The 22195-nt window shown below is 66.0% G+C and carries 22 protein-coding genes; 10 read left to right on the top strand and 12 right to left on the bottom strand.

The annotated features are described in order from the left end of the window. The first annotated feature begins 195 nt into the window (after window positions 1-195). The 3 genes from BJF92_RS19160 to yddG all read left to right on the top strand — a co-directional run bounded on the left by BJF92_RS19160 (window position 196) and on the right by yddG (window position 3419). Entirely contained in the window at window positions 196-987 is a 792-nt protein-coding gene (locus BJF92_RS19160; RefSeq protein ID WP_425356412.1) for a DUF3108 domain-containing protein, read from the top strand. 212 nt (window positions 988-1199) lie between these two features. Continuing rightward, window positions 1200-2285 carry a polysaccharide pyruvyl transferase family protein gene (locus BJF92_RS19165; RefSeq protein WP_245294833.1) on the top strand — a complete coding sequence of 362 codons (1086 nt, stop codon included), beginning with the start codon at window positions 1200-1202 and terminating at the stop codon, window positions 2283-2285. 225 nt (window positions 2286-2510) lie between these two features. Further along, a complete protein-coding gene (gene yddG / locus BJF92_RS19170; protein ID WP_075636337.1) occupies window positions 2511-3419 on the top strand; it encodes an aromatic amino acid exporter YddG in 909 nt (302 codons plus the stop codon). A 24-nt stretch (window positions 3420-3443) separates the two neighbouring features. Here yddG and BJF92_RS19175 read toward each other — a convergent pair whose 3' ends face one another. Further along, the gene (locus tag BJF92_RS19175) at window positions 3444-3884 is read right to left on the bottom strand and encodes a cupin domain-containing protein (protein ID WP_075636338.1); all 441 of its coding nucleotides are present in this window, start codon (window positions 3882-3884) and stop codon (window positions 3444-3446) included. A 2-nt stretch (window positions 3885-3886) separates the two neighbouring features. Continuing rightward, window positions 3887-4657: a hydroxyacylglutathione hydrolase gene (gene gloB, locus BJF92_RS19180; RefSeq protein ID WP_075636339.1), complete on the bottom strand. Its 771-nt coding sequence runs from the start codon at window positions 4655-4657 to the stop codon at window positions 3887-3889. A gap of 144 nt (window positions 4658-4801) precedes the next feature. Between gloB and BJF92_RS19185 the strand changes: the two genes are divergently transcribed. The 3 genes from BJF92_RS19185 to BJF92_RS19195 all read left to right on the top strand — a co-directional run bounded on the left by BJF92_RS19185 (window position 4802) and on the right by BJF92_RS19195 (window position 7813). Then, the gene (locus BJF92_RS19185) at window positions 4802-5581 is read left to right on the top strand and encodes a class I SAM-dependent methyltransferase (protein WP_075636340.1); all 780 of its coding nucleotides are present in this window, start codon (window positions 4802-4804) and stop codon (window positions 5579-5581) included. Between the two features lie 173 nt (window positions 5582-5754). Then, window positions 5755-6879 carry a histidinol-phosphate transaminase gene (gene hisC, locus BJF92_RS19190; protein ID WP_075636421.1) on the top strand — a complete coding sequence of 375 codons (1125 nt, stop codon included), beginning with the start codon at window positions 5755-5757 and terminating at the stop codon, window positions 6877-6879. 4 nt (window positions 6880-6883) lie between these two features. After that, complete coding sequence (locus tag BJF92_RS19195; RefSeq protein WP_075636341.1) at window positions 6884-7813, top strand: prephenate/arogenate dehydrogenase family protein; 930 nt, start codon at window positions 6884-6886, stop codon at window positions 7811-7813. Window positions 7814-7949: 136 nt separating this feature from the next. Here BJF92_RS19195 and BJF92_RS19200 read toward each other — a convergent pair whose 3' ends face one another. Further along, window positions 7950-8900 carry a DUF2125 domain-containing protein gene (locus BJF92_RS19200; RefSeq protein ID WP_158032251.1) on the bottom strand — a complete coding sequence of 317 codons (951 nt, stop codon included), beginning with the start codon at window positions 8898-8900 and terminating at the stop codon, window positions 7950-7952. A gap of 269 nt (window positions 8901-9169) precedes the next feature. Between BJF92_RS19200 and BJF92_RS19205 the strand changes: the two genes are divergently transcribed. Beyond that, window positions 9170-9712 carry a gamma-glutamylcyclotransferase gene (locus BJF92_RS19205; protein ID WP_075636422.1) on the top strand — a complete coding sequence of 181 codons (543 nt, stop codon included), beginning with the start codon at window positions 9170-9172 and terminating at the stop codon, window positions 9710-9712. Window positions 9713-9746: 34 nt separating this feature from the next. Here BJF92_RS19205 and BJF92_RS25645 read toward each other — a convergent pair whose 3' ends face one another. The 5 genes from BJF92_RS25645 to ftsE all read right to left on the bottom strand — a co-directional run bounded on the left by BJF92_RS25645 (window position 9747) and on the right by ftsE (window position 13539). Continuing rightward, a complete protein-coding gene (locus tag BJF92_RS25645) occupies window positions 9747-9923 on the bottom strand; it encodes a hypothetical protein (protein WP_158032252.1) in 177 nt (58 codons plus the stop codon). A gap of 242 nt (window positions 9924-10165) precedes the next feature. Then, window positions 10166-10966 carry a lysophospholipid acyltransferase family protein gene (locus tag BJF92_RS19210; protein WP_075636343.1) on the bottom strand — a complete coding sequence of 267 codons (801 nt, stop codon included), beginning with the start codon at window positions 10964-10966 and terminating at the stop codon, window positions 10166-10168. A 125-nt stretch (window positions 10967-11091) separates the two neighbouring features. Continuing rightward, window positions 11092-11814, bottom strand: a complete 723-nt coding sequence (locus BJF92_RS19215) for a YdcF family protein (RefSeq protein WP_425356411.1) — start codon at window positions 11812-11814, stop codon at window positions 11092-11094. A gap of 32 nt (window positions 11815-11846) precedes the next feature. After that, on the bottom strand, window positions 11847-12887 hold the full coding sequence (locus tag BJF92_RS19220) for a cell division protein FtsX (protein ID WP_425356479.1): 1041 nt from the start codon (window positions 12885-12887) through the stop codon (window positions 11847-11849). Next, a complete protein-coding gene (ftsE, locus tag BJF92_RS19225; protein ID WP_075636345.1) occupies window positions 12880-13539 on the bottom strand; it encodes a cell division ATP-binding protein FtsE in 660 nt (219 codons plus the stop codon). Before ftsE ends, BJF92_RS19220 begins: the two co-directional genes overlap by 8 nt. A gap of 403 nt (window positions 13540-13942) precedes the next feature. Between ftsE and BJF92_RS19230 the strand changes: the two genes are divergently transcribed. The 3 genes from BJF92_RS19230 to BJF92_RS19240 all read left to right on the top strand — a co-directional run bounded on the left by BJF92_RS19230 (window position 13943) and on the right by BJF92_RS19240 (window position 15729). Next, window positions 13943-14338 carry a hypothetical protein gene (locus BJF92_RS19230; RefSeq protein WP_143524100.1) on the top strand — a complete coding sequence of 132 codons (396 nt, stop codon included), beginning with the start codon at window positions 13943-13945 and terminating at the stop codon, window positions 14336-14338. A 155-nt stretch (window positions 14339-14493) separates the two neighbouring features. Continuing rightward, window positions 14494-15036, top strand: a complete 543-nt coding sequence (gene hpt / locus BJF92_RS19235) for a hypoxanthine phosphoribosyltransferase (protein ID WP_075636347.1) — start codon at window positions 14494-14496, stop codon at window positions 15034-15036. A 333-nt stretch (window positions 15037-15369) separates the two neighbouring features. Further along, entirely contained in the window at window positions 15370-15729 is a 360-nt protein-coding gene (locus BJF92_RS19240) for a response regulator (protein WP_075636424.1), read from the top strand. A gap of 286 nt (window positions 15730-16015) precedes the next feature. Here BJF92_RS19240 and BJF92_RS19245 read toward each other — a convergent pair whose 3' ends face one another. The 4 genes from BJF92_RS19245 to argH form a co-directional block, all read right to left on the bottom strand. Next, a complete protein-coding gene (locus BJF92_RS19245; RefSeq protein ID WP_075636348.1) occupies window positions 16016-18724 on the bottom strand; it encodes a TIGR02302 family protein in 2709 nt (902 codons plus the stop codon). A gap of 296 nt (window positions 18725-19020) precedes the next feature. Beyond that, window positions 19021-20286 carry a diaminopimelate decarboxylase gene (gene lysA / locus BJF92_RS19250; RefSeq protein WP_075636349.1) on the bottom strand — a complete coding sequence of 422 codons (1266 nt, stop codon included), beginning with the start codon at window positions 20284-20286 and terminating at the stop codon, window positions 19021-19023. Window positions 20287-20377: 91 nt separating this feature from the next. Continuing rightward, complete coding sequence (gene lptM / locus BJF92_RS19255; protein WP_075636425.1) at window positions 20378-20575, bottom strand: LPS translocon maturation chaperone LptM; 198 nt, start codon at window positions 20573-20575, stop codon at window positions 20378-20380. A 177-nt stretch (window positions 20576-20752) separates the two neighbouring features. Then, window positions 20753-22183 carry an argininosuccinate lyase gene (gene argH / locus BJF92_RS19260; protein ID WP_075636350.1) on the bottom strand — a complete coding sequence of 477 codons (1431 nt, stop codon included), beginning with the start codon at window positions 22181-22183 and terminating at the stop codon, window positions 20753-20755. Between the last annotated feature and the right edge of the window lie 12 nt (window positions 22184-22195).

Genomic DNA, 22195 nt, shown 5'->3' on the forward strand with positions numbered 1-22195 from the left:
GAAGCTCAGGCAGCATTTCCACCGGCCATGATTGGAAAGTTGCGGTTCTATAGTCATGCAGATGTCGCACGTCAAGCCAAACCTTGGCTTTGCGGGCTGTCCGGGGTGGAAAAGCCGGCTGTCCCCGGCCTTGCGGCGTAGATTCGCCGTAAAGCCGCCCTAGCTCTGCAGGCAAGACGAGAGTGGATCCCAATGATGAATCAGCGTGTCAAAACAGTGGCGGGCCCTGTTGCCGCCGGCCTCCTGCTGGCGGTCTCGCTTGCCGGCGGGCAAGCCCGTGCCGGCGATATCGCCCATGACACGGAATACAGCATTTCGCTGTCCGGCCTGCCGATCGCCCGGGCGCGATTCCATACCGAGCTGGAAAGCCGGCGCTACACCATATCAGGCACGCTGGAATCGGCCGGGCTCGCCGATATCTTCGCGCGCACCAATGGCCGCACCACCGTTTCCGGCCGCGTGGAGGCCGACCGGCTGCGGGCCGAGGATTACTCCGTGCGCTACCAGAGCGGCTCGAAGACGCGCGCCATCGACGTGACTTTCCGCGACGGCAATGTCGTCTCCGCCACGCTGACCCCGAAGAAGCCCCAGCCAAAGAACTGGATTCCCGTGAGCCCGGCCGACCTGCGCGGCGTGCTCGATCCCCTCTCGGGTCTGATCATTCCCGAGGGCACACGCGTCTGCCCCAGCACGCTGCCGATCTTCGACGGCGAATCGCGCCTCGATATCCGGCTGGTGGACAAAGGATCCAAGCCTTTCACCACCAAGGGCTTCAAGGGCGAGGCCATCGTCTGCGGCCTGCGCTTCGTACCCAAGTCAGGCTATCGCAAGGGTCGGCGCGACGTCGAATATCTGCGCAAGCTGGAGACGATGGAGATCTGGTTCGCCAAGGCCGACGCGGTCAAGGTCTATGCGCCCGTCTATGCCCGCATCCCGACCACCGTCGGGCCCGTCACCGTCTGGGCGACGCGGTTCGAGGGATCGTGACACGCTTGTGATCACACGGCGGTCGCGCCCGCTTCCCGCGCCTTCCATTCCCTGTTTTGACGGTTGCCGGTTTTTTTTGGTCGCAGCCTGGCATAGATGCTGCGCAGGCGCGCCTGCAGGCGCGTCGGCAATTCCTGTTCCTGCCTGTCGTCCGTTCCGTTTGCGTGGTGGATCATGACGGGGACGGACGGGGTGAGGAGATGAGCGTGCCGATGAAAACCAATGCGCTGGCGGAGCATGTGCGCGCCGGCGGCGTCGTTCCCTTGTCCTGGGCGGGCTCGACCCAGACGATGGACTATCTGAATATCGGCGATGCGCTGAGCCCGGTCATGGTGGCCCTCTTGTCCGGCCGCGATGTGGCGCGCGTTCCCTCCCAGTCGGATGCGCTGCGCATGGCCTGTGTCGGCACCATCGGCCATGGTTTTTCGGGCGGGGAGGTCTGGTTCTGGGGCACGGGATGTTCCAACCGCCTCAAGCCATCGTCCGATGCACCGCCCGAAGCCTATCAACGCCCTGATAACGCCAATTTCCGCGTTCTGGCCACGCGCGGGCCGGTTTCGGAGCAGCTTTTGACCGGCGAGGCGGAAGGATCGATCGGCGTCTATGGCGATCCGGTCTGGCTGCTGCCGCGCTTCTACCGCCCATCCCTGCCCAAGCGCTGGAAGCTGGGCGTCATCGTCCATCTCTCGGAACTGTCCGATCGCGATGTCGAAGCCCATGTGAAGGAGGAACTGCTGCGCTACCGCGTTCCACCCGAGCTTGCCGGCGAGATCCGCCTCATCAACACGGTGGCGCCGATCGGCATGGCCGGCATCAGGGACAAGATCGATGAGATCCTCTCCTGCGAGCGCATCGTCTCCACCAGCCTGCACGGGCTCGTCTTCGCCGAGAGCTATGGCATTCCCTGCCTGTCCTTTCCCGCGCATCTGGCCGGTGGTCTGCAGGAGGTGGATCTGCGCCAGTCGGGTATTCTCGACCTGCGAATCGTCGATCTCTATCGCGGCCTTGGGCTCGACCGGCTGGTGGTCTATGGTCAGCCTGCGCATCTGCCGACGGACTGGCCAGCGCTGATGGCGGCCATCGACCAGACCTGGCGGGAAAAGCCCTTCGATGCCGAGGCGCTGATCGCCGCCTTTCCGCTGGATCTCAATCCGCTGCAGGCGCCGGCGGACGGGACGATCTGGGACCATCCGCTGCTGACCGGCCTGACCCTGCAGCACGACGTGCGCGAGCTGAACCGCAAGCCGAAGCCGCAGGAAGAGCGCAAGGGCGGCTGGCTCTCGCGCTGGCTGCGGTGACATCCGGGGCACGACGCCTGTGATCAGGCTGCGGGCCGATGAGGGCTTCGCCGCCCACAAGTGCGTGCGCCATGCCCTCTGTCGTTGGGGTCGCGCCTGCTCTTGACTTGATCCCGGTTGTCCTGTCGTGTGCGCGCCACAGCTTTCCCGACCTGTCATGGCCCCGCCTGCCACGGGCCCGCTTGGCACGGCCAGGAAGGCGGCAAAAGAAAAAGAGGCGAACGGATGGTGTTGCGGGCGACGTTGATCGGCTTTTCGGCGATTTTGATGTGGGCGCTGCTCGCCCTGTTCACAGCGGCGTCCGGCACCATGCCGCCCTTCCAGCTTTCCGCCATCTGCTTTGCCATCGGCAGCCTGCCGGGTCTCTTCGTCTTCGCGGTGAAGCCCCAGCGGCTGCGGCTCCTGAAGCAGCCGGCGCCGGTCTGGGCGCTCGGGATCATCGGCCTGTTCGGCTATCATTTTCTCTATTTCACCGCGCTGCGCAACGCGCCGGCGGTGGAAGCAGGGCTGATCGCCTATCTCTGGCCGCTCCTGATCGTCGTCGGTTCGGCGCTTTTGCCGGGCGAGCGGCTGCGCTGGTATCACGTGGCCGGCGCGCTGGCCGGACTTGCGGGAACGGTGCTGATCGTCGCGCGCAACGGCGTGGCCTTCGATGGCGCCTATGCGCTGGGCTATGGCGCGGCGCTCGCCTGCGCCTTCACCTGGTCGGCCTATTCGCTGATGACGCGCCGCTATGAGGCCGTGCCGACCGATACGGTCACCGGCTTCTGCCTGGCGACATCCGTCCTCTCGCTTCTCTGCCATCTGGCGCTGGAGACCACGGTCTGGCCGAGCTCGGCCGGGCAATGGCTGGCGGTGCTCGGCCTCGGCCTTCTGCCCGTCGGCGCGGCTTTCTATGCCTGGGATCACGGCGTGAAGAACGGCAATATCCAGATGCTCGGCGTCGCCAGCTATTCCGCCCCGGTGCTCTCGACGCTGATCCTGATCGCCTTCGGTTTCGCCGAGCCGTCCTGGCGCATCCTCGTCGCCTGCCTGCTCGTCACGGGTGGGGCAGTGCTTGCCTCGAAGGATGCGATTTTCGGGCGGCGCAAACAGGCGGCCCCCTCCGAAGAGGGGGCGGCGTCGCTCTCCTGAGTGGTCAGCCGCGCCCGTTCCAGATCAGCTCTTGTCCGGCGTCCAGTTCGGCGCTGCCATCTCGAAGCTGGAGAAATCGAAGCCGGGCGCGACCGTGCAGCCGACCAGCGACCAGGCACCGAGCGCGCGGGCCGATTGCCAGACCATGGCCGGCACCACCGCTTGCGGCCGCTGGCCCGCCCGCAGATCCGGCCCCAGCGTCACGCTGCTTGCCGGACCGCCCGTAGGCGGCGCGGTGGACAGTTCGAGCGGCGCGCCGGCATAATGATGCCAGACCTCGGTCGCATCGGTGACGCGGTGCCAGTGCGAGCGGTCGCCCTCTTCGAGCAGATAATAGATCGCGGTCGAATAGCCGCGCGCCCCGCCGGCCTCGTCGCGGAAGGTCTGGCGATACCAGCCGCCTTCGGGATGGCGCTCGAGGCCGAGCTGGTCGATGATCTCGCGGGCGGTAAGGGTCTCGGTCATGGTCAGAACTGGTCCTTGCGGCGGCGAATTTCGGCGAAGACTTCGGCGGCTTCGGCCTCCTCAAGCCCGAGATGCCGGCGGATGGCGGGATCATTGGCCCGCAGGAAGGGATTGGTGCGCTTTTCCAGGCCGATGGTCGTCGGCGCGGTAAAGCGGCCCTCGGCCCTCAGCCCCTCGATCTCGGCCGCGCGCGCGCGCAGTTCCATATTGTCGGGATCGATGGTCAGAGCGAAGCGGGCGTTGGACAGCGTATATTCATGGCCGAAATAGACCGTCGTCTCGTCCGGCAGCGCGGCGAGCTTGGAGAGCGAGGCCCACATATCGGCCGGCGTGCCTTCGAACAGCCGGCCGCAGCCGAGCGCGAACAGCGTGTCGCCGGCAAAAAGCAGCCCATCCTCCGCGAAATGATAGGAGACATGGGCGGCCGTGTGACCCGGCGTTTCGATGGCTTTGACCGGATGGCCGGCAAAGCTGAAGCTGCCACCGCCCGGCACGGTCATGTCGATGCCGGGTATGCGGCTCGCCTCTTCCGCCGGGCCGATGATGCGGGCGTCGAAGCGCGTCTTCAGCGCCAGATTGCCTTCGACATGATCGCCATGATGGTGGGTAGTCAGAATATGCGTCAGCGTCCAGCCGCGCCGCTCCAGAGCCGCGAGGATCGCGGCCTCCTCCGGCGCGTCGATCGCGGCGGTCTCGCCGCTGTCGGGATCGTGCAGAAGCACGCCGAAATTGTCGGTGCGGCAGGGGAAAAGCTCAAGCGCGAAAGCGGCCATGGGTCGATCCTGTTGGCGGTCACGAAGCATGTCGCGCAGAAGTGGTCACCGGTTTTGCGATCACGACATGCGACAAACAAGGGCTGGGTGGAAATCTAAGCGGCGCCACCTTGAAGTCCAGCGCCTGGCGCTTACGATCATGCCATGCACACCGATATCGTCGATTTGAGACAGTTCTATCATTCGCGCCTGGGGCGGGCGGCCGAGCAGGCCATCACCATGGCGCTGGCCACGCTCTGGCCGCGCCTGCCGGAGGAGCGGCTGGTGGGTCTCGGCTATGCCATTCCCTATCTCGACCGTTTCAGGGCCGATACCGAGCGCACCTTCGCCTTCATGCCGGCGGGGCAGGGCGCGGTGAACTGGCCGCCGGCGGAAATGTCCTCCACGGCGCTGGTGTTCGACGAGGAGCTGCCGCTGCCGGATTCCTCGGTCGACCGGGTGCTGATGGTGCATTCGCTGGAATTTGCCGAAAACCCGCGCGAGTCGCTGAAGGAGATCTGGCGGGTGCTGGCGCCCGGCGGGCGGCTGGTGATCGCCGTGCCCAACCGGCGCGGTGTCTGGGCGCGGATGGAGCATACGCCTTTCGGCTCCGGCCGGCCCTATTCGCGCAGCCAGCTCACCGCGCTGCTGCGCGAGACCAATTTCACACCCGGCGCCACGGCCGATGCCCTGTTCTTCCCTCCTTCAAAGCTGAAGACCATGCTGAAGCTGCGCCGCGGCTTCGAGCGGATCGGCCGCACGATCTGGCCGGTCTTTTCCGGGGTCATCATCGTGGAGGCGCAGAAGCGGCTCTATCAGGGCCTGCCGGTGGCGGCGCGGGCCTCACGCCGGGTCTTCGTGCCCGTGCTGGCGCCGCAGGGTGTGCCCACCACCTACAGCCCGCCGAAGGGCGCGCGGCGAACCGCCGAGCCGGGGCAGGGCTGATCCGCCCATGCCCGCCGCATCAAGGTCCGCGCTGGCTCGACAAGCTGCTTTTGCAGCGGTAAGGCAGGCGCTTTGAAGAGGCCGGCTGTCGCCGGTCTCTGCTCTGCCGGCCTGGCATGCGGAGGCTGTCGCTCTTCGCCTGCGGGCTCCTCCAGCCTTCGGATACCGCCGCCATGACCGCGCCTGATGCTTCCGCCTCCCCCAACGCCTCGGCTCCAAAGCCGCGCGCCGGCCTTCTCGACATCGCGGCCTATGTGCCCGGCAAGGAACATGCGCCTGGGGTGGCCAAGGTGTTCAAGCTCTCGTCCAATGAGACGCCGCTCGGCGCCAGCCCGCGCGCCATCGAGGCGATGCAGGCGGCAGCCGGCGCACTGGAGCGCTATCCCGACGGGCAGGCGCTGGCGCTGCGCGCGGCGATCGCCGAGGTGCATGGGCTCAACATCGACAATATCCTCTGCGGCAATGGCTCCGACGAGCTGCTCGGCCTGATCGCTCACGCCTATCTCGGCCCCGGCGACGAGGCCATCATCACCGAGCACGGCTTCCTGGTCTATCCGATCCAGATCCGCGCGGCCGGCGCCAAGCCCGTCACGGTGAAGGAGCGCGATTGCCAGGTTGATGTCGAGGCGATCCTCGCCGCCGTCACCGAGCGCACGCGGGTGGTGTTCCTGGCCAATCCGGGCAATCCCACGGGCACCTATGTGCCGGCGGATGCGGTGCGCCGGCTGCATGCCGGCCTGCCGCCGTCCGTGCTTCTGGTGCTCGATGCGGCCTATGCCGAATATGTCCGGCGCAATGATTACGCTGCCGGGCTGGAGCTGGTTTCCGGCGCGGACAATGTCGTGATGACCCGGACCTTCTCCAAGATCCATGGTCTGGCGGCGCTGCGCATCGGCTGGATGTACGGCCCCCGTCCGGTGATCGACGTGCTCAATCGCATTCGCGGGCCGTTCAACCTGAATTCGCTGGCGATCGCCGCCGGCGCCGCGGCCATGCGCGACCGGGAATTTGCCCGCACCGCCGCCGAGTTCAATGCCCATTGGCTCGATGAGCTGACCCGGGCGCTGACCGCGCTCGGCCTGCAGGTGACGCCCTCCGTGGCGAATTTCGTGCTGATCCATTTCCCCGATGTCGACGGCAAGCGGGCAACGGATGCCGATGCCTTCCTGACCGCACGGGGCTTCATCCTGCGCGGCGTCAAGGGCTACGGCCTGCCCAATGCCTTGCGGCTGACGGTGGGAACCGAGGAAGCCAATCGGGGCGTCGTCGAGGCGCTCGCCGCATTCCTGAAAGACTGATGCCATGACGACACCCCTGTTCGACACCATCGCGCTGATCGGCATCGGCCTGATCGGCTCCTCCATCGCCCGCGAGATCCGCCACAAGCATCTGGCGCGCCGCGTCGTCGTCTCCACACGCAGCGAGGAAACGTTGCGTCGGGCCGCGGAGCTGCGGCTGGGCGATGCCTATACCACCTCGGCGGCCGAAGCGGTGCACGAGGCGGATCTGGTGATCGTATCGGTTCCCGTCGGCGCATCCGGCGCGGTCGCGGCCGCGATCGCCGGCGCGTTGAAGCCCGGCGCCATCGTCACCGATGTCGGTTCGACCAAGGCCTCCGTGATCGCGCAGATGCAGCCGCATCTGCCCGCCCATGTGCATTTCATTCCCGGCCACCCGATCGCCGGCACCGAATATTCCGGGCCGGATGCCGGTTTCATCGGCCTGTTCCGCAGCCGCTGGTGCATTCTGACGCCGCTGCCGGACACCGACGAGGCGGCCAAGGCTCAGCTGCGCCGCTTCTGGGAGGCGCTCGGCTCGAATGTCGATGAAATGGACCCCGGACATCACGACAAGGTTCTGGCGATCGTCTCGCACCTGCCGCACATCATCGCCTACAACATCGTCGGCACGGCGGACGATCTGGAGACGGTGACGGAATCCGACGTCATCAAATATTCGGCCTCGGGCTTTCGCGACTTCACCCGTCTGGCGGCCTCCGATCCGACCATGTGGCGCGACATCTGCCTGCACAACAAGGAGGCGATCCTGGAAATGCTCGCACGCTTTTCCGAGGATCTGGCCTATCTGCAGCGGGCGATCCGCTGGAGTGACGGCGACAAGCTGTTCGACCTGTTCACCCGCACCCGCGCCATCCGCCGCTCGATCGTGGAAGCCGGGCAGGATACGGCGGCGCCCGACTTCGGCCGCCATGCCAATGATCCGGTCGAATAGGAGATGACGGGCGCTAGAGCATCGGACCGAAAAATGGGAACCGGTTTTCGGACAAATCCGATGCAAAAACAAAATTCTAGAGCATCAGACTGCGTGCAATTTCCAGTCTGATGCTCTAGCAGGAGCGCGCGGCCCGTCAGAAACGCGGCAGCACGCCCACGGGGATGAAGGCCAGGAAGGCCGTGCCCTTGCGCACATTGAGTTTCACATGCGCCTGATCGCGGTTGCCCGACAGCGCCCGCAGCATGCCGGCCACGTTGCGCGCCATGGAGCGCGTCTGCGGAAAGGCGGCGATCACGGCATCGCGCCAGCCATCGACATTGTCGATGCTGAGATCGAACTCGCCGGAGAGAAGACCCTCCTCGTCGATGTTGAACGGGCCGCTGGCCTTGCCGGTCAGGCCATTGCCGAAATCCACCGTCAACCCGTCGAGTTGGCCCTGGCTGCCGCGAAGGGGCAGTCGGCTGCCCCGGCCGAGCTGGATCGGCTCCTGCGCGGTCAGGCTGGCATTCAGCGTCGCGTCGAAGGGCGGCAGGATCGCCGTATCCTCCGGGGTCAACAAAGCAAGGCCTTTCAGCTGCATGGCCGATGTCAGCACGGTGCCGTCACGCGTCACCCTGCTTGCGCCTTCCGCCAGGGTGAAATGCAGCGAGGGGGTAATGCCAGCCGAAGCGGTGATGCTGCCCTGCAGCCCCGTGGCCGACAGCGTGGCATTGCTGATGCCGGATAGGCCGGTGCGCAAGGACAGGTCCGCGGCGGTCCATCGGGAGGAGGCGACGAGATCCGGCGCCATGCGGAATTCGGCGGGCCCCGACAGCGTCGCATCGATCCGGCCAGGATTGTAGACCGGCGCACGGGCATCGATGGCGCCGAGCGAGGCCGAGGTGCCCCGTTCGCGGTTGTCGACTGTCACCATGCTACAGGCAACCGTCAGCCGCAAGGGATAGCCTCCCACCGTCATGTCGCGGCAGCCGACCCCCAGGCGGTCGCTCGACAGGAGCGTCGCCAGCCGGGTCTCCATCTGGTGCGCGGCCAGATACCAGAGGCCGGAATAGACAAGGGCGATCAGGATGAGGGTTGCGATCACGCCGCGAAGACGCGGTCCGCGGCGGCGAGGGCCCGGAGCGGGCGTCGGCGAGGTTTCGGTCATGCCGGCAATCTACTGCGGATGCCGCCTTTGGCAAGAGCCTGCCGGTGCGGTGAGAGGGGCGCTGCAGGCAGGGCGGGCCCCGGTCTGGCGGCGCGATCGCGCCTGCCGCTTGAAATCCGCCGTGACCTCGGCCAAACCCTGTTGATGGCCTGACGAACGGGCGGGCGCGGAAGGAGGCGAGCGAAAGCATGACGGCAGATGCGGTGATGGCGGGCGACGACGATCTCTGGGTGTTCGGCTACGGTTCTCTGATGTGGAATCCGGGCTTTCCTGAGGTCGAGGCCCTGCGCGCCCGCATCCACGGCTATCGCCGCGCGCTCTGCGTGCGCTCCTATGTCCATCGCGGCACGGAGGCCTCACCGGGCCTTGTGCTGGGGCTCGACCGGGGCGGCTCCTGCACCGGAATGGCTTTTCGCGTGCCGAGGGCCGAGCGCGCGGCAACGGTCCACTATCTGCGCGAGCGCGAACTCGTCACCCATGTCTACAAGGAGCGGATGCTGCCGATCCGCCTTGCCGACGGTCGGGTGGTGATGGCGTTGGTCTATGTGATCGATCGGGATCACATCCAATATGCCGGGGCGCTGACCGCCGCCGAAGCCGCCGTGATCGTGGCGGGTGCGCGCGGCCGCTCTGGCGAGAATGTCGATTACCTCCTCAACACCCTCGATCATCTGCGCGCCATGGGCATTCGCGATCAGTGGCTGGAGGAGGTCGCGCGCGACATTGATCGTCTCAGGGCCAGCGGATGAGAGCGGATCGCAGCCCGTTTTGCAGCCTCATCGTTTAGAAAAACGACAGCACGACCGCGATCATCCCGGCCCAAAGCGCCATCGACACGACAACGGCGAGGGCGAAAAAGACGATTCGCGCGGTCGGGCGGAAGCCGCGAGCCTCCTCGGTTCGCGGCGAAAGGTCAAAAGGCGCGTCGAACTTGATGACGTGGTCGAGCAAAGCGAACATAAAATCCTCCGAAGGTCGCTGGCGCTCCGCAAGGAGGCACACCTTCCCAAATATCCGGCTATGTCACGCTCAATCTATTAATAAACCCCGGAAAGACTATCCCCAAATTGAGGGGTTCAGCGGCCCAAAGTTGCAAATTCCGGAACAAAATTTCGTTATTTTGCAGTGCATTACCTGTTTGCACTGCACATGTCGGCCACATGAGGCGCAATGTTTACTGTCTCAAGGGTTGTGACGCCGGCTCAGGACGCGTCCGCCTTCCGCTGCGCCAGAACGGCCAGGCGCGCGCGGGCGGTCTCCGGCAGCGGCAGATGCGGATTGTCACTGACGGTCTTGACCAAGAGCGCATCCGAGGCCGCTTCCGTTTCCCGGATCAGCGTTTCCAGAAACAGGTCGGGCTTCAGGCCTGGCTGGATCGGCGGCAGGATACGCACGGTGAAATGGCCGGGATGGCGCATCAGGCTCTTGCGCGGCCAAAACAGGCCGGGATGCATGGCGACGGGCACGACCGGCACGCCGAGATCACGATAGAGCCGCGCCACGCCGAACTTGTACTCCGGCGGCGCGCCGGGCGGGCGGCGGGTGCCCTCGGGATAGATGATCAGCTGCCGGCCGGTCGCCATTTCCGCCTTGGCCCGCTCCAGCACGGCCGCCATGGCGCGTCCGCGTGCGCTGCGGTCCACCGGCACCATGCGCTGCTTGGCGACATACCAGCCGAACAGCGGAATGCGCATCAGCTCCTTCTTCAGGATGAAGAAGGGATCCGGCAGGGCCGGCAGCAGCGCATAGACATCCCAGAAGGACTGGTGCTTGGGCGCCAGAATATAGATGCCGTCCGCCGGAAGGTTCTCCAGCCCCTCGACCGTGAAATCGGTGCCGGCCACCACGCGCATCAGCCAGTGGTTCGTCCGCGCCCAGGTCTTCGGCACGATCCAGGCCTTTTTGCGCGGCAGCAGGAAATAGACCGGCGTGAGCACGACCATCTGCAAAATGAGATTGGCATAGAACAGCGTGTTGAACAGGGCGGAGCGCAGCGCGAGCATCGGGAAGCTTTCGAAATCCAGCCCCGGAAAAGCGGGGCGGCCCGTGACTACACGATTATCCCGGCAAGCGGAATGGCCTCGTCCAACAGGCCGGGCCATGCGCCGATGGCTGTCGAGCGCCGACTTTACCGGTCGATCCCGGCATTGCGCGGATCGGTGCGCAGGCCGGAGCCGGCGGCAGCGCCCATGAGGTCGCGCAGGCGGGCGACGGTGTATTTGCCATATTCCGACAGGATGGTCTTCACCACCATCGGATTGGTCATCCAGTTGCTCGTCTTCAGGTCGGAATTGACCACCGGATAGGGGGTCAGCGCGATGCCGGGATTGGCGCGCTGCAGCTCCAGAATGCTGCGGGGCATGTGATAATTGTTGGTGACGACGAGAACCGAACGATAGCGGTGCGCGCGGATCCAGGCGGCGGTCTCATTGGCATTGCCGACGGTGTCGATCGCATCATAGCCGATATCGACGCAGCAGCGGAACAGCGCTGCCGAGCTCTGGGTGTTGCGGCGGATCTGGCTGCCGGTGGTGGTGGGGTGCACGCCCGAGATCAGCAGCCGCGCGCCAGCCCCGTCCTTCAGCAGGTCCACCGCCTGGTCGATGCGCTGGAAGCCGCCGGTCAGAACCACGATGGCATCGGCCTTGGGGTCGGCCGGTGGCGTCAGCGAGGCCACCTGGTCGGCGAAATAGAGAAAGCTCGCCAGAAGCCCGCCCGCCATCACCAGAAGCATGTAGAAGACGATGCGCACCAACTGGCGGCCGCGGCTGACATGCCGGCGGCGCAGGAGGGCGCCGGTGCCGTCTTCGCCAGTGTCGCCGTTCTGCTCGCTCATCGTTCTGGTCATCATGTCTGTTCTGCCGCCGCCGTCAATCCTGGCCGTCAATCCTGGAAGGCATCGGTTCGCCCGGGGTCGGAGCGGATGAGGTCGATTTCGTAGATGGTGCGCATGACCGTGTAGCGCGCCGTGACCGTGGTCAGCAGGGCGATCAGGATCATGGTGGCGACAATGCCGAGATAGCCGGTATAGCCGATGGTAAAGGTGCCGAAGAGGGCGGTGGCCTGATCGCTCTGGGGCGTGGCCATGGAGCGCTGCTGCCACCAACTGGCCGCCAGAAAGCAGAGTGCTGCGAGAATTCCGCCGGCGCCCGAGCCCTTGAGGCTGATCTTCAGGAAATGCTTCTGGAATTCCGAGGCGACGAAGGACGCCTCTGCGCCCACGAAATGCAACACTTCCACGATGTGGCGGTTGCCCGAAAGCGTGCCGCGCGTGGCGAAGACCACGGTGAGCACCATGGCGGAGAAAACCAGAACCAGCACGCCGGTGCCGATCAGCGCCGTGGTATGGGCCATGGCCACCAGCCGGTCGACCCAGGTGCGGTGATCGTCGAGAATGGCCTGGGGCAGAACCTCAGACAGGCGCGCGCGCATGGCGGCAAAATCCGGCGGTGCGGTCTCGTCGATCGTCACCACCACCAGGCGCGGCACGGGCAGCTCGTCCAGATTGAGCCCCGGCCCGAGCCAGGGTTCCAGAAGGCGGGCGGTGGCGGCGCGGTCGACGATGGTGCCGTCCCGCGTGCCGGCAAAGCTCAACGCCACATTGCGGGCCTCCTCCAGCGCCTTGTCCATATCCAGCCCCTCGGCCGGCTTGATTTGGATGGTGATCTCGCGGGAGATCTGGCTCTGCCAGCTCTCGGCGGTCGCCCGCACCATCATCACCGCCCCCAGCGTGATGCAGGCGAGGAAGGCCATGATGGCGATGACCAGCATCAGCGCCCGGCCGGAGACATTGCTGGCGGGAACGATCGGTCCCGTCGGGCGCACCTTCAGCGCCGGGCGGCGCGGCTCGGCTGCCGCCGCGCTTGTGGGCGCGGTCCTGCCCGTCGGGGCTTTGGCAGGCGGGGCTTTGGTCTTGCTAACCATAGATTTCCAGCTGTCCTTGAGACAGGATCATGCGCCGAGCTTCCACCTGGTCCATCAGCGTCAGGTCGTGGGTGGCGATCACCACGGCCGTTCCCAGCCGGTTGAGCTCCATGAACAGATTGAGCAGCCGCCGGGCCATGGGCGGATCGACATTTCCCGTCGGCTCATCCGCCAGCAGCACTTCCGGCCGGTCGATCAGCGCGCGCGCGATGGCCGCGCGCTGCTTTTCCCCGCCGGACAGCACGGGCGGCAGCACGTTGATCCGCTCGCCCAGGCCGACCCAGCGCAGAAGCTCCAGAACATCCGCCCGGTAACTTGCCTCCTCCTTGCCCCGCACGCGCAGCGGCAGGGCGACATTCTCATAGGTGGTCAGATGGTCGAGCAGGCGGAAATCCTGGAAGACGATGCCGATGCGCCGACGCAGCATCGGAAACTCCTCGCGTGGGATCGTGGCGATGTTGCGGTCGAACATGCGGATCAGCCCGCGCGTCGGCTGCAGCGAGAGAAACAGAAGCCGCAACAGCGTCGTCTTGCCGGCGCCCGAAGGGCCGGTGAGGAACTGGAACGATTTCTGCGGAATGTCGAAGGTGAGATCGCGGAGAATTTCCGGCCCCATGCCATAGCGCAATCCGACATTTTCGAAATGAATCAAGAGGGTGTCCAGGTGCGATGATCGGGAGGGCGTAAGCGCCGCGAAAGCGCGGCCGAAACTGGCCGCGATCGTGCCAGCATGGTTAACAGGCGTTAATTTTTCATGAAAAAGAGCCGCTTTCACGGCGCCTTGCAATAAATTAACCCTTTCTCTTCATCATCTGGAAAGCATTTCGCGCCGTGCGCGCGGGGTCTGATGTCTCACGCATTTCGCGCCGTTCCGTCTTTCGCCTGGGAGCACCATGTCTCCATCTTCCGCTCAAGCACGTTGCGCAGGGCCGGCCGCCCGAGGCGCGCCCTCACCGCGCGCCATGAGGCAGGCGGCCGTGGATGCCGATTTCGTCGAGCTTCCGCCGGAAAGGGCACAGTGCCGGCCGGGCGGCAGGTGGACGCCTCGGCTCCCCTTGTTCCCTCTGATCCTGCTGCTGGCAGGTCTGCCGGTGCTGATGGCGCCGCGCCCGATGGGGGAGGGCGACATGGCTCTGCCCGTTCCTGCGCCGTCGTCGCCGCCCGTCACTGTCCAAGACGTCTCGGCGCGGCTGGCGGATGCGAATGGGCTGCGCGTGCTGATCGTCTATGGACGGCTCGTCAATGAGGGCCGCACGCCCGCCGCCCTGCCGGCGCTCGACATCGATCTCGACGACCGGCGCCTGATCCGGCCGCTCGACGGCGCGGCCTGGATGTTGCCGGGGGAGGGGCGGCCCTTCGCCCTCAAATTCGCCCATGCCGGCGGCGCGATGCCGCGCGTTCAGGTCTCTGCCGCGCGTGGCCAGGGGGCTGCGGCCGCGCTGCGACCTTGACGGGCCGGACACCATGGTTCATGCCCTTCGACATCCGCCGGGCTCATATCAAGGCCTTTGCCGCACGCTTTTGCCATGCAATTGTGTCTGCGTCCCGGCTCCGTTTGCCCCGCATGCCGGCCGGCCCGGAGAGCATGCTCACACAAGGATCGCCTATGCCAGTCGTTCGCGGCAAGACCATCGATATTCTCTATTCGGCAGACACCATTGCCGAGCGCAACCGGGCGATCGCCGCCGAGATTGCCGGCGGCAACAGCGACAATCTGCTGGTGATCTCGGTGCTCAAGGGCTCGTTCATCTTCGCCGCCGACCTGATCCGCGCCATGCACGAGGCCGGCATCGCGCCGGAAATGGAATTCATCACGCTGTCGAGCTACGGCACCGGCACGGTGTCGCGCGGCGTGACCGTGCTCAAGGATATCGACAGCGACGTGGCCGGGCGCAACGTGCTGCTGATCGACGATATCCTGGAATCCGGGCGCACCCTGCGCTTTGCCCGCGAGCTGATGCTGGAGCGGGGCGCCGCGTCCGTGCAGATCGCCGTCCTGCTCGACAAGCGCATCAAGCGGGAGATCGATTTCGAGGCGGACTTCGTCGGCTTTGAATGCCCCGACTATTTCGTCGTCGGCTATGGCATGGATGCCGCCTATGCCTTCCGCGAGCTTCCTTTCGTCGGCATTGTGACCGGCGAGGCGTAAAAGTCAGCCTCTGGCCGCGAGCCGTTGTCCAAACATGCAACCGCTCTTCGCCACAAGGTTAAGGCTTGCTCAATTTCCAGCATTTCCAAGGGGTTCAGGACGGCTTTCGTCCTGAAACGGGGCGGAGGGAGCCTGCGCCGGGCGCTTGAGCCCAAACCGCATTTACGGATCGACAAGGAAAGTCTGGTCATTTCGCCGCACGTCCCGCCGTCGAATCATGCTGTGTTCGCGGTGGGAAACGGGCCGGCCCTCCCTCTCAACGCCGCGTCTGACCCCTGGACGGGCAGCGCGACCACTGGCCGGCTCAGGGCAAATTGTCGGACGGAGGCCATGATGGCGAAGATCCTGATTACGGAAGACGAAGATTCCCTGCGCCGTTTTGTGGCGCGCGCGCTGCAGCTCGACGGACATGAGACGGCCGAAGCCGGCGATGGCGCCGAGGGGCTGGCGAGACTGAACGAGGAAAGCTTCGATCTGCTCCTCTCCGACATCCGCATGCCCGTGATGGACGGCATCGCGCTGGTCCACGAGGCCGCCGCCGCCTATCCCGACATGAAGATCCTGCTGATGACCGGCTATGCCGAACAGCGCGAGCGCGCCAATGATCTGGCCGCCAAGGTCGTCGATGTCGTGCCCAAACCCTTCACGCTGCCCGACATTCGCCGCGCCGTGGCCGAGGCGCTGGCGGCCTAGAGCATCGGACCGAAAAGTGGGAACCGGTTTTCGGAAAAATCCGATGCAAAAACAAAAAATTAGAGCATCGGACTGCGTACGAATTCCAGTCTGATGCTCTAAGCGGCCTGCAACCTTGATGTGCCAGGACGACAAAGACGCGGGGCGCTTGCACGTGAGCGCCTGCCTCACCTGAGCCCGGATAGCCGCTCGACACCCGCTGGACCGTCGCACAGCATCGGAGCAGCCCTGCAGGAACGAAGGGGCTGCCGCTCCCAAGGGATCCGCATTGGTCCCGTGCTTTGGTTTACTGAATGTCCAGCAGACGCTCGAGATAGCGGCGTTCGACCTCGGGCGAGAGATTGTTGCCGAGCCGGCGGCGGATTTCCTCCAGGATCTGGCGGGCGCGCTGGGTGTCGATCTCGTCGGGCACCTTCACCTGATCGCCGAATTCCGGGCCGACATTCTGCTGACGCCGGCCGAGCGGATCACGGCCGTTCTGGCCATATTGCGGAATGCCCTGGCCGGGGCCCTGTCCCTGGCCCTGCTGGCTCTGCATCTGCTGCATCATTTCCTGCGCGCCCTGGCGCAAGGCTTGCAATGCGCGGCCCTGGCCGCCGAGCGCCTGGTCGCTGCGGCCCTGGCCGAGCGCACCGGCCGCGCCCTGCATTTCGCGTCCTGCCTCGCCGAAGCCCTTGCCGGGCTGCATGCCCATGCCCTGCAGGCCCTTCTGCAGCTCGCCAAGCTGCTTGCGCAGGGCATCCTGCTGCGCCTTGAGGTCCTTCAGCGCCTGGCGCAGCTGCTCCTCGGTCATCTGGTCCGTCGGCTTGCCGCCGTTCTGTCCCTGCTGCCCCTGTTGGCCATCCTGGCCCTGCTGCCCCTGCTGCGGGTTCATCTCCTGGCCCGGCATCGGCTGCTGGTCGAACAGCTCGTCGCCGTCCATCGGGTCGCCGCCCTGCATGCGGTCGCGCAGGGCCTGATCGTATTGGAAGGTCTGCTCCATCAGCTTCTGCTGGTCCTGCAGCAGGCGGCCGAGCTTGTCCATCTGCTGGCGCATCTGGCTGTTGTCGCCGCTCTGCTGCTGGCCCGGCTGCGGCCGCCCCGCCTGCAGATTGTTCATCATCCGCTGCATTTCGGACAGCAGCTGGCGGGCCTGATCCTTGGAGCCGGACCGCGCCAGATTCTCGATCTGGTTCATCATCCGGTCCAGATCCTGCTGGTTCAGCATGTTCTGCGGGTTGGGCCGCGCCATTTGCGGGTTCTTCATCGCCTGTTCGGCCATGGCCTGCATGAACTGCTTCATCGCCTCGCGCAGTTCCTGCATCAGCTTGGCAATCTCCTCGTCAGAGGCGCCGCGCTCCAGCGCGTCGGACAGGTTCTGCTGTGCGTCGCGCAGCCGCTTTTCGGCCAGCGACAGATCGCCATCCTCGATGCCGAGCGCGATGTCCCAGATATAGGCGGCGGTGTCGCGCAGCATCTCCTCGTTCTGCGCCATCATCATCCGGCCCCTGGCGGACTCGATCAGCAGGTAATGGGTGAGGTTGGGAATGGTCTCGTCCGCCCGCAGCGTAACCGCATCGTTGAGATCCAGCGCGCGGGGCAGGGCATTGGCATCGAGCGCGAAAACCTGGCGTTCTTCCGCAACGGCCGCTGCCAGCGGCTCGGTGAAGCGGCGCGCCGGCAGGATCATGTTCTCGGGCTGGCTGCGACCCTCCTGTCCGGCGGCATCGCGCGCCACGAGCGTAATGGTCACGCGCTTGCCGGCAAGCGGATGCTCGCTGAGGTTCCGGCTGGCCGTTCCCTTGACCTCCTTGGCATTGCGGCGCGGCAGGTCAAGCCGGTATTCCGGCGCGGGATAGAGCGGGCGGGCATCCGGCGCCGGCGGGTCGACCGGCTTGATCTCGGCCCAGGCGGTATCGATGCCGTAATCGTCCTTCGCGGTGAAGCCGATCTCCAGCGCGGCGTTGACGGTCGGGCGCGGCTTGCCCTCGAAGGCGATGGTCGGCGCGTGGTCGGGCGTGACGGTGAAGCTCCAGGCGGAGCCGGCGACATCGAGCCGTCCGTTCTCCGTCAGACGCATCTGATGGGTGACGCCGGCAGTCGCTGCCGCCGCACCCGCGGAATTGGTGCCGGCATTGCTGGCCGAGGATCCTTCTGGCGCCTGCGGCCCGCCCGCACCCTTTTCGCCCTCGGCCTTCTCGGTGTCGCGCGGCACGGGCTGCGGCTCGGCCGCGCTCGCCGTGCGGTAGGTCACCGGCACGTCGCCGGAGGCGCTGGTGATGCGCACGGTGAGCTCGCTGCCCTGCGGCACGGTGACGGCCTCGCCCGTCGGTCCGGCCTCCCGGCCAGTCAGGAACAGCGGCGCCCGGCCGGTATAGGCCGGCGGCGTCACCCAGGCGTCGATGCGCACATCGGGCCGATCGCTGACGGCCTGCGGCGTGTGCGCAATGTCGGTGAGCTCGCCGGCGCGGTTGGAGAAGGAAAAGCCGAAGGCGACGCAGGCGATCAGCACCGGCAGGGCGCGCAGGCCATGGCGGTCGAAGCGGGCGATATCCGGCTGGGGCAGGCCGGTTTCCAGATCATGGATGCGCCGGGCCATGCGCGCCTGATGCTCCGCCCACAGCGCCTGGCCGAAGGCGCCCGTGGTCGCCGGGCGGTCCTCCTGCACGGCGATCGCCTGATGCGGCAGATGGTTGCGGCTTTCCAGCATCCGGTCGGCATCGCCTGCGGATGGCAGGCGGATGCGCGCGAGCGGCACCAGCGCGCCGATGAAGGCCACGGCAAAGCCAATGGCCAGCGCGATATGGAGCGCTGCCGGCAGCATGCGAAACAGGCCGAACCAGGAGACCGAGAGGAAGATCAGCAGGATGGAGAGCGGCGCCAGGAGATGCGGCGCGGCCCGCTCCAGCGTCAGCACCAGCCGGGCAAAAAGCCGTTTGCGGTCCAGCATGCGGGCGAGGGGGCTGCGGCCGGCGGGCTGCGTCATGTCCGTGCGGTCGGGCCGGTGGGTCGCCATCAGAGGTCCTTTGCCGAATCGGGAAAGCGGCAGGCGGCGGTTCTGTCACGCGTTGCAAGCCTTCCGGATCGCCCTTCGCTCGTCAAAACCTTGTTTTCACGCCATTTTTTGCGCGAAACCGCTTCCCGCTCCTGCGCGGCGCATGCCGGGGCGTACGCCGCGCGGAAACTTGAAAGGAGAGGATACCAGCCTTTGTGGCGAAGGCGAGGGCAAGAACGCAATCGTGAACAGGCGCGGCCGGAGGCGGCGCCCGATCCTCGACGGCAGGGGCTCGAAGAGGTCCCTGAGACAGAGCTTTAGAACCAGTCCGGCACCGAATCGAGCGCGATCAGCTCCTCATAGCTGCGCCGCGGGCGGATCACGTGGAACTGATCGCCCTTGACCAGAACCTCGGGCACCAGAAGCCGGCTGTTATAGGTGCCGGCCTGCACCGCGCCATAGGCGCCCGCCGTGCCCACGGCGAAGAGATCGCCCGGCTTCGGCATGGCCATTTCCCGGTCCAGCGCCAGATAGTCGCCGGTCTCGCAGACGGGGCCAACGATGTCGGCCTTGATTCGCGGGGCATTGGCCGCGGAAATCCTCACCGGCCGAACCTCGTGGAAGGCCTCGTAGAGCGTCGGGCGGATCAGGTCGTTCATGGCGGCATCGACGACCACGAAGGTCTTGGAGCCGCCATCCTTCACATAAAGCACCTCGGTGACGAGGATGCCGGCATTGCCAACGATCAGCCGGCCGGGCTCGGTGACGATGCGGCAGCCGAGGCCCTGAAGCGCGTCCTTGACGATCCGGGCATAGGCTTCCGGCGGCGGCGGCGGATTGTTGTCGTCCTTGTAGGGCACGCCCAGCCCGCCGCCGACATCGACATGGGCGATCTGGTGACCGTCGGCGCGCAGCGTTTCCACCAGCTCGCGCAGCAGGCGGAAGGCATCGGCAAAGGGCTGCAGATCGGTGATCTGGCTGCCGATATGCATGTCGATGCCGGTCACCTCGATGCCGGGCAGGATCGCGGCATGGGCATAGATCGCGCGGGCGCGCTCATAGGCGATGCCGAACTTGTTTTCCTTCTTGCCGGTCGAGATCTTGGCATGGGTGCGCGCGTCCACATCCGGATTGATGCGGAAGGAGACATGAGCGCGCTTGCCCAGCCGCAATGCGCGCTGGTTCAGAACTTCCAGCTCCGGCTCGGACTCGACATTGAAGCAGTAAATCCCCGCTTCGAGCGCGAGATCCATTTCCTGCGGCGTCTTGCCCACGCCAGAAAACATGATCTTCTCGGCCGGAATGCCGGCGGCCAAGGCCCGGCGCAGCTCGCCGCCGGAGACCACATCCGCCCCGGCGCCCGCTGCCGCCAGGGTTTTCAAAACAGCCTGGTTGGAATTGGCCTTCATCGCATAGCAGACCAGCGCGTCCGTGCCCTCGAAGGCCTGGGAAAACACGCGGAAGTGTCGCTCCAGCGTGGCGGTGGAATAGCAGTAGAACGGCGTGCCGACCGCGCGGGCGATGTCGGTTACCGATATGTTTTCGGCATAGAGAACGCCGTCGCGATAGTCGAAATGGTTCACGTCTCAAGATCCTGAGGGGACGGGGACAGGCCGCCTTGCGGCCCGGAAAGCATTCGGGACTGCGGCGCCCTTGATGCGCGCCGCCGCCGCATCACAGCAGCGGGTCGAGCAGGAAGGGGCGATCCGGGGTCGGGTTTGGCTTCGGTTTTTCGCCCGGCTTGCGTTTGACATTGGCCTCGGCGGCGCTGACGCTCGGCTTTTCCAGGTCGCCCTTGCGGCCGCAGCCGGAAAGGCCCGTCAGGGCCAGGGCCAGGCCGAGGGCTGCGATTACACTTGTCTTCTTCACCATCATCCGCCTCGACCGCCTCTTCACATCTCGTATCGCAGGATTGGCGGCCGCAAGGCCGCCATATCCGGCATGCTTAGCGGGTTTCGTCAGCCCGCGCACCCGCTTTGTCGCTCGAAGCAGCTTGTGAGCGGGCGCGTTGTGAGCCGATAACTTGCGGTCCGGTCCTTGGGCCCTGGCTCAGCCTGCGAGCCGCGCCCGCCACCAGCCGATCTGCCGGCGCACCTCGGCCGGTGCCGTGCCGCCGAAGCTCGTGCGGCTGGCGACCGAGGCATCGACCGAGAGAACGGAAAAGACGGCCTCGGTGATCTCGGGATGGATGGCCTGGAGCTCGGCGAGCGAAAGCGCCTCCAGCGCCACGCCCTTGGCCTCGGCGGCAGCGACGGCGCGGCCGGTGACGTGATGGGCATCACGGAAAGGCAGGCCCGCCTCGCGCACCAGCCAGTCGGCCAGATCCGTGGCGGTGGAGAAGCCGGAGCCGGCGGCCGCGCGCATGCGCTCGGCATTGACGGTGAGGTCGCGCACCATGCCGGTCATGGCGGCCAGCGCCAGTTCCAGGCTCTCGGCCGCATCGAAGACCTGCTCCTTGTCTTCCTGCATATCCTTGGAATAGGCGAGCGGCAGGCCCTTCATCACGGTGAGCAGCGCGATCAGCGAGCCATTGATGCGCCCGGTCTTGGCGCGCACCAGCTCGGCCGCATCCGGGTTCTTCTTCTGCGGCATGATCGAGGAGCCGGTGGAGAAGGCGTCCGACAGGCGGATGAAGCCGAATTGCGGCGTGGACCAGATGACGATCTCTTCCGCCAGCCGCGACAGGTGGGTCGCGGAAATCGCGGCGATCGACAGGAACTCCAGCGCGAAATCGCGGTCGGAGACGGTGTCGATCGAATTGCGCGTCGGGCCGGAGAAGCCGAGTGCTGATGCCGTCATATGGCGGTCGATCGGGAAGCCGGTGCCGGCCAGCGCCGCTGCGCCTATCGGGCTTTCGTCCAGATGCTCGATGGCATGCAGCACGCGCGCCTTGTCACGGGCAAACATTTCGACATAGGCCATGCAGTGATGGCCGAAGGTGACGGGCTGTGCCGTCTGCAGATGGGTGAAGCCAGGCATGACGGTGTCGGCATGTTCCTCGGCGCGGTCGAGGAAGGCGAGGATCAGCGCGTCCAGCGCGTTGGCCGTCTTGACCATTTCGGCCTTGACCCAGAGCCGGAAATCGAGCGCCACCTGGTCATTGCGCGAGCGGGCGGTGTGGAGCCGGCCGGCAGCCGGGCCGATCAACGTGGCCAGCCGTGCCTCGACATTCATATGGATGTCTTCGAGCTTGCGCGAGAATTCGAAGCGGCCGCTTTCGATCTCTTCCAGCACGGTATCGAGACCTTTGAGGATCTGGTCGCGATCGGCCTCGGTGATGATGCCTTTTGCCGCCAGCATGGTGGCATGCGCCTTGGAACCGGCAATATCCTGGGCATAAAGCTTCTTGTCGAAGCCGATGGAGGCATTTATCTCCTCCATGATCGCCGCCGGGCCCTTGGCGAAGCGGCCGCCCCACATCGCATTGGACTGGGCCGTGGATGGGGCGTTGGAGGGGGTGTCAGAGGCGCCGTCCGCCATGGGCAAGTCCGC

It is taken from the genome of Xaviernesmea rhizosphaerae (assembly GCF_001938945.1).
GTDB lineage: Bacteria > Pseudomonadota > Alphaproteobacteria > Rhizobiales > Rhizobiaceae > Xaviernesmea > Xaviernesmea rhizosphaerae.

What these genes read in the sequence shown, in the direction of transcription:
- BJF92_RS19160 (WP_425356412.1), top strand. Translation starts at nt 196, where the DNA reads ATGAATCAGCGTGTCAAAACAGTGGCGGGCCCTGTTGCCGCCGGCCTC.
- BJF92_RS19165 (WP_245294833.1), top strand. Translation starts at nt 1,200, where the DNA reads ATGAAAACCAATGCGCTGGCGGAGCATGTGCGCGCCGGCGGCGTCGTT.
- yddG (WP_075636337.1), top strand. Translation starts at nt 2,511, where the DNA reads ATGGTGTTGCGGGCGACGTTGATCGGCTTTTCGGCGATTTTGATGTGG.
- BJF92_RS19175 (WP_075636338.1), bottom strand. Translation starts at nt 3,884, where the DNA reads ATGACCGAGACCCTTACCGCCCGCGAGATCATCGACCAGCTCGGCCTC.
- gloB (WP_075636339.1), bottom strand. Translation starts at nt 4,657, where the DNA reads ATGGCCGCTTTCGCGCTTGAGCTTTTCCCCTGCCGCACCGACAATTTC.
- BJF92_RS19185 (WP_075636340.1), top strand. Translation starts at nt 4,802, where the DNA reads ATGCACACCGATATCGTCGATTTGAGACAGTTCTATCATTCGCGCCTG.
- hisC (WP_075636421.1), top strand. Translation starts at nt 5,755, where the DNA reads ATGACCGCGCCTGATGCTTCCGCCTCCCCCAACGCCTCGGCTCCAAAG.
- BJF92_RS19195 (WP_075636341.1), top strand. Translation starts at nt 6,884, where the DNA reads ATGACGACACCCCTGTTCGACACCATCGCGCTGATCGGCATCGGCCTG.
- BJF92_RS19205 (WP_075636422.1), top strand. Translation starts at nt 9,170, where the DNA reads ATGGCGGGCGACGACGATCTCTGGGTGTTCGGCTACGGTTCTCTGATG.
- BJF92_RS25645 (WP_158032252.1), bottom strand. Translation starts at nt 9,923, where the DNA reads ATGTTCGCTTTGCTCGACCACGTCATCAAGTTCGACGCGCCTTTTGAC.
- BJF92_RS19210 (WP_075636343.1), bottom strand. Translation starts at nt 10,966, where the DNA reads ATGCTCGCGCTGCGCTCCGCCCTGTTCAACACGCTGTTCTATGCCAAT.
- BJF92_RS19215 (WP_425356411.1), bottom strand. Translation starts at nt 11,814, where the DNA reads ATGATGACCAGAACGATGAGCGAGCAGAACGGCGACACTGGCGAAGAC.
- BJF92_RS19220 (WP_425356479.1), bottom strand. Translation starts at nt 12,887, where the DNA reads ATGGTTAGCAAGACCAAAGCCCCGCCTGCCAAAGCCCCGACGGGCAGG.
- hpt (WP_075636347.1), top strand. Translation starts at nt 14,494, where the DNA reads ATGCCAGTCGTTCGCGGCAAGACCATCGATATTCTCTATTCGGCAGAC.
- BJF92_RS19240 (WP_075636424.1), top strand. Translation starts at nt 15,370, where the DNA reads ATGGCGAAGATCCTGATTACGGAAGACGAAGATTCCCTGCGCCGTTTT.
- BJF92_RS19245 (WP_075636348.1), bottom strand. Translation starts at nt 18,724, where the DNA reads ATGGCGACCCACCGGCCCGACCGCACGGACATGACGCAGCCCGCCGGC.
- lptM (WP_075636425.1), bottom strand. Translation starts at nt 20,575, where the DNA reads ATGGTGAAGAAGACAAGTGTAATCGCAGCCCTCGGCCTGGCCCTGGCC.
- argH (WP_075636350.1), bottom strand. Translation starts at nt 22,183, where the DNA reads ATGGCGGACGGCGCCTCTGACACCCCCTCCAACGCCCCATCCACGGCC.